General features: G+C 54.8%; 2 protein-coding genes and 1 pseudogene. All 3 read right to left on the bottom strand.

Annotated elements, in window-relative coordinates; all coding sequences use genetic code 11:
• A pseudogene (locus tag ACF8AM_RS23840) lies at positions 1-3,316 on the bottom strand (DNA-binding protein); the annotation flags it as partial.
• Positions 3,313-4,206 carry a DUF4132 domain-containing protein gene (locus tag ACF8AM_RS23835; protein WP_392558051.1) on the bottom strand — a complete coding sequence of 298 codons (894 nt, stop codon included), beginning with the start codon at positions 4,204-4,206 and terminating at the stop codon, positions 3,313-3,315. The gene ACF8AM_RS23835 and the pseudogene ACF8AM_RS23840, both read right to left, overlap by 4 nt.
• A gap of 601 nt (positions 4,207-4,807) precedes the next feature.
• A partial coding sequence (locus ACF8AM_RS23830; protein WP_392558050.1) for a sulfatase-like hydrolase/transferase occupies positions 4,808-6,612 on the bottom strand: 1,805 nt, incomplete at its 5' end.

Raw genomic sequence — 6,612 nt, 5'->3', positions numbered from 1 at the left:
CACCTCCCGCGAAAAATTTGGTCGCCGCGACCAATTGCTCAGGGGACAACGCATTCCGATGGGCGCCATACGAACTGGTCGGGACCTGGATGGAATCGAGCGGGATTGGCAACTCCGTCAACCCGTTTTTGACAGCTTGATCATTCAGCGGGTCGGCCGCCGTTTGAGTGCTGGCCAATTTCTTGGCTCGTTTGGCATCATCGGCCGTTCCATCCACCTTGCTGATGAGCTTGTCGAGCGAGAGTTTCTCAACCGCAGCAATGCGTGAGATTCGAGCAATCCCCTTCACCAAACGCGGTGGCGCTTTCGCGAGAAATTTTTGAACTGCTGCGGAACCGGCTTCGCGATTGGGATCGGGGTTTTTAGGGTCCGCCTTGATCTTCAGGGCTTCGTGTTCAATGGCACCTGCTTCGAAGAGTTGCTTGGCCTGTTTCAGACTGATCTTGCGAAGTTTGGCGGAGCTTCCGGCGCAGCGAACTTGATAATAGTGATAGAACAGCGTGGGCAGTTTCATGGGTTGCCCCTCGCAATACCGTGTGACGTTGCCGGAAAGATTGGCGATCTTCATCCCGCTATCTGCGTCGACCAATTCTTCTTCATTGGAAACATACCAATGTGAGTTGGTCGCAGGCTTGTCAATGATCGCCGTTGCGAACGTGATGCCACCTCCTTTTGCCGGTGGGCTGGACAAGACAATTTCTCGTCCGTCGATGCCGCGACTTGCATAGCGGTGATCGCGTCGTTGAACGACACGAAACCCCAGTTTTCCATTCGCCACTCCAAGAGGTGATTGTTTGATTTCCGGAGGAGCGGGCAGCCAATGTGACATTTGCCAATTCACCATGCCTCCATGAGGTGCCTGATCTTCGAACCAGGGTGGAATGCTATCGCGAATGGGCTTGCCAGTGATCGGATCGATCTCTTGTAGGTTCGTCGTTGGCTTGTTGAGAGTGTCATCGGATGAGTCGAATTCGTTCCACACCTGATACTGATTCTTCAGCGTCCAAAAACGCTCACCATCCGAGAACCAATGGTGCGAGGAGGGAAGGGACTGATCTCCGGATTTCAAAACTCGGCTTCCGTAAAACACTCCTCCATCATGCGGCAGAAGCATCTCGATATCCAAACCATAGAAGTATTGGTCTGTTTTCTGCCCCTTTCCACCTTCACTCAGCCATGCAATCTGGTTTTGATAACCTGCACTGGTGTCCTGCAAACCGATGACTGCATCATCACCGACCGGAATGATTGTTTGAACGTATTGATCCTTGCCGAGTTGAAACTCACCCAGTGTTCGGCGGCCTGTGGGACCGATCGATTCAACCTTGCCATTGACCAGCAGCGTGACGAAGGGAAAGCTTGTGTCGACAACAACGTGGCGTCGCGAATTCACTGGGAGTGCTTGTTCGTCACCGAAGGCGTCCAATGCTGGCCAACCAAATTCATCGAGCACGCCAGCGGCGAGAGTTCGTTGCAGAACCGCGACCATGTCAATGTTTTTGAGCCGCTTTTCTAGTTCAGGGAATTGTTCGCCTGTGGTGGATCCTGCGCACCTGACCAATACGTTCAAGCTGGTCTCGGCGTCGTACAAACCGCCTTGTTCGAGTTTTTGCAAATGATTGTCGAGGAACCGCCACCAAAGTTCTCGCACGGCGTCGTGATTCGCCGCCGCCTGTTCGAAACTGCGTTGGGCCGCGAGTGTGCGTCCATAACTACGCCGCTCACGAACGCTGCCGGTGAACGTCACCAGTTCGGGAAACGCGGAGTAGACCTTGGGGCCAAATCGCTCATCTGCAATCAGGTGCGTCAGTTGCGAGTTTCGGCGTTCGTGATCAACCTCGGCTCGCAACCATCCTTCGAAACTGATCGCTCGGTGGTCATGGAATTGGCCGATGGGAAGTTTCAGTTCCAGCATCCATTCCAGTGCGTCTGCGTCAAGCACTCCACCGTAGTAACCTCTTCCATTGAGAGGGATCGGCACGCCCTCGTCTCGAATCGCATCTGCGGCGAGCGAAATCAAATCAAACAGTCGCGGTTGGGGAGATGTCTCAACCGATGCGAGTCGTCCTATCCAACCGTCTCGGCCGCCGGGAATCTCGACCCCGGCAGGCAATTCAGAAGCGGGCTTTCCGAGCAGAGGCAGCACGTTCCAATCGTCTAATAAATTCAACCATTCCCACACAGGACTGTTACCTTGGTAGGAAGCTTGAGGATCGGTGTGCACCAGCAACCAGACACCGAACGCATCATCCGCAGCGACCAGACGTGCAACGTTCTTTTTCACTGATTTCCAAAATTGCATGGAAGTTCGTGACATTGCTGGGGACGAAATCACGTTCTGCAGAAACGAGTCGACTTCCTCGTCGGGGTTTCTGCCTGCAGCCTTGGCGAATTTTGCCAGGTCCTTTGCAGCGGTTGCCATCGGTGGCATTCCGCCCAGGGTCCGCCGAACCATCAGGTCCATCAACGTTTCGAAGGCTTCCTCGGGAGCGAACTGATTTGCGAGGTCGCGTGTGTATTCGGACAACGCTTTTCCGGAGAGACAACCGCTGAGCGTGAACTCCAGCACGGCATCTCGGCGTCGGTGTGGATCCACATCTAAGGCATGAACCCGCTCCGCTTCCAACGCTTTGCCGATCGCGCGGCCGGCGTAGGTTGTGTTGCCAAGGTCTTTGTAAATGCGGGCAGCCTCTTCCCAAAACGGGGGCAAAAAATGGCGGACAGAACGATTCAGTTCACTCGCCATTTCCACGAAGGAATCCATCGCATGTCCCGGCTTCGACTTCGCTTTTCTCGCCGCTGCTTTGATGCGTTTGACCAGATCCAGGGCATCCTTGGCGTTTTCCGGATGAGTGATCAAAGCCCAGCTCGCGAAGCCCATTGCCTGGCGACTTCGCAACGCAATCGGCTTGCTTTCACCGTCAGGTTTTAGTCCCAAGTATTCCATCGCCAGATCTTCTGCCGGGCCCAGGCGATCAGCACTCAGTCGCACCACAACTTGGTCGCCCAGAGCTTCGCCGGTGTACCGTCGCGCCACAACTTTTTCGGTCGCGTTCGTGTCGACTTTTGACTGGACGTGAACCATTCCGCCGGCAGCTAGCCGCGCGTCCGTTCGGATTTGCTCTGCGGAGCGTTTGGCAACGGGTTTCTTGGAGACAGGCTTTTTCCCTGCCTTGGACTGGGGTGTGCTTGACGCCGGAGCGGTCTTCTTTTGGGTTGCCTTTTTGACTGCTTTGGGTTTCGTGGTTGCTTTTCTAGACGAAGTTTTCGTGGCTGCTTTGGCGGATTGACCGGATTTCTTTTTCGCTGGGCTCATGCTGATTCCTCCGGTGAATCTTCCACTTTTCGTTTCGCGTAAATTGCCGCCGCCATTCGAACACCTTCGCTGAACGTGACTGCGCCGAGGTCGCCGATCTTGACCGCTTTTTCACCTTCGTCGACGAACACCAATTGCCCCGTGTAGGTTTCGGATTCAGGGTATTCGTCACCGACGAAATAGCGGGCTTCTGTCATGGTTTCGTTTTCCCAAACCCGGCACGTCGCGTAGCCGCCACGAACGGGGTAACCCAGCCGTCGACAGTGAGACAACGCATAGTTCAGTTGCTCAAACACTCCGTCGGCGTAGTCGCTGATCGATTTCAAACTCGTTTGTCCCGGCGTGGGTTGGTTCACGCTTCGATAGAGTTGATCAACGGTTTGAGAGATTGCCAGGTCACTGGCGAGTTCGCGAAGATCTGCGAGGTCAGCGATCAGAATGGGATGGGGAACCATCACGCCGGTTGACTTGTGCCACTGAGTCTCGCCATCCAGATCGATGACACCCAACCCGCGTTTTGAATCGACTTCGCGTAGCAGACCAGTTTTTTCAAAGTTGGGTTGCCCTTTGGCGTCGACCGGTGCCACCACAAGGTTTTCAAGACTCTCCCGCCAGATCGTGTCCGCCCAAACTTCTTGCAGCACCTCGCAGGGGACCGGCAGCGACCGAAGCATCCAGCGTTCAACGGTGTGAACGCATTCGCTTCGATGCTCGTCTAACCATTCCGCGAGCGCCTTGAGAGATTCAGCCGCGTCGGACTCTTTCAACCATTTCGGCAGGGACGCAAGCGTTTTTCCTTTTGGGTTTTGGCAAACGAGTTTGCCGGAGCAGAGTCCGATTTTGTAATCACGTTCCCCCGGTACCCAAGCAATCTCCGATTGCGCAACCATTTGTGCGTTCTCCCCGCGATGAAGACATGTCCGTGCCAGAAATGATTTGCTCATTCTGCCACGCCAGCGAGACCGCGTGTTGTTGCGTGAAGAAAGGATTGTTCATTTTGACAATCGCATTGGATGGACGAGTCGGAACCCGGTTTACGCATCGTGACACGTGTCGAGTTCTCGCATTATTTTGGTCGGTTCAACGAATGATCGATCCGTCCTTTCCGCGAGTCGTGCGCTCGGGACTCTTACCGGACGGGCCGCGTGAAAATGCCTCCTGACCAAGCGTTTTCTTGGCCGCCTCCGTGCTTCCATCGATCATCGATCATTCGCCGCAATCGCGAATGGAGAAGGACGTCAGGATGGCCATTCGCGTTCGACGCCCTGTCGTTTCAGCAGGCTCTGAAAATCGGTGAGCGATTTGGAACGGAACACTGGCGAAGTCGATGTCGTTGTCGCCGCTTGAAACCACGTACGCCGCTTGAAACCACGTGCGCCGCTTGAAAAGGCGTCGGCGATGGAAATGTCAATCGTGATGTTCAATGGAGTTCGCGTCAGAGATCTAGCACTGACTGGAAGTCTGTGCCACCTTCTGGCGTGAGCTTAGCAGCTACTTCACGGTCAAGGTGACCTTGTCGATCTTGCCCGTGAATCGGCTTGACTCCTCGGTGTAGTCAGGCGAAACGGAGGTCTCGCGATCGAGGCCGACGTTGGCGGTTTCATCCGCCGACCAAATCGCAAACTGAGTTTTTTCAACTTTAGTCGAGCCAACCGGTTGGCCGTTGACCTTCAACGTGGCCGTGCCTCCCGCACCGAGTTTCGGCGGGCCGTCGGCCGACTCGCCGTCATACGCGAAGGCGAGTTGGAGCGTTGATTTGCCGGCAGGCAAAACATCCTTTGAGGTCACCGAGTAGCTTTCCAATCCGAGGTAGTTGTACGTGTAAACAGGCTTACCTTCTTTCAAGTACAAGCTCCATCCACCGAATCGCCCGCCCTGGCTGACGATCACCCCGTTCGTTTCTTTCCCCTGCGTTTCGATCTCCGCAACGATTTCAAAGGAGCGGTTTTTGGTGTCGATGAAATCGTTTTCTGGCAGGAAGCCCAAACCTTCATAAACGGTTAACGAAGTTCGGTCGCCCATCAGTGTCGGACGTCCGGCCAGTTTGGCGTTGAGTCGAAGTTGGCGTCGATCGTCGATCGGCAAAACCTTGTATTTGACCGCTTCGGACAAAAACACTTCCTGCAGCTCTTTCAGCTTTTCTGGGTGCTTGGCTGCGAGGTTGTTCGCCATGCTGAAATCTTCCGCCACATGATACAGCTCCCAAACATCGTCTTGAAGTTTGTTCCGTGGTGGAGCCCAAGGATACATGTGGACTGTGCCGGCGTACCAACCATCGTAGTAGACACCACGGTTTCCCATGATCTCGAAGTACTGCACCAAGTGCCGGTCAGCGGCTTGGGCATCATCGAAGGAGTAAAGCATGCTGACGCCCTCCATCGGACGCTGGCCGACGCCGTTGACGATTCGCGGTTGGGGCAAACCGGCGGCTTCCAAGACCGTGGGTGCGATGTCGATCACATGATGCCATTGCTGGCGCAAGCCGTTCTTCGCTTTGATCCCTGCCGGCCAATGGATCACGGTTCCTTGGCGTGTTCCGCCATAATTGGACGCGACTTGTTTAGTCCAGGTGAAAGGCGAATCAAAGCACACGGCCCATCCGGCCGCCATGTGAGGATAGGTGCTGGCACTGCCCCAATCGGCGTAGTGCTCAAGCATGTCATCGACGGTTTCCTCGACGCCATTGAAGTACGTCATCTCGTTGTACATGCCGTTCATGCCGCCTTCGGCACTGGTGCCGTTGTCGCCGGCAATGAAGACAATCATGGTGTTATCGAGTTCACCCAGTTCGTCAATCGCGTCGACGAGTCGGCCGATCTCAAAGTCCGCCATGTCCAGATAAGCCGCGAACACCTCTGCTTGTCGCGAAAACAGCTTTTGCTCTTTCGGGGAAAGATCGTCCCAGTCTTTGATGTCTTCAGGTTTGTCAGCCAGAACTGCGTTTTTCGGAATCACTCCCAATCGTTTTTGGTTGTCGAAAATCTGTTTCCGAATGACATCCCAGCCAGCGTCAAATTTGCCTTCGTGCTTTTTGATGAACGATTTGGGAACATGGTGTGGAGCATGCGTTGCACCTGGCACAAAGTAGGTGAAGAACGGCTTGTCCGGTGTGAGCGACTGTTGGGCACGAATCCAATTGATGGCTTGCGTCGTCATGTCGTTCATGAAGTGATAGTCAGGATCGCCCTTGGCAGGATTGTCCACCGGGGTGATGCCGTCGTAGATCGCAGGCGCCCACTGGTTGGTTTCTCCTCCCAGGAAGCCGTAGAACTTGTCAAATCCCGAAAGCGTCGGCC

Source organism: Rhodopirellula sp. JB055, from assembly GCF_043100905.1.
In the GTDB taxonomy this organism is placed as follows: domain Bacteria; phylum Planctomycetota; class Planctomycetia; order Pirellulales; family Pirellulaceae; genus Rhodopirellula.
This window is presented reverse-complemented; position numbering and strand designations above follow the sequence as displayed.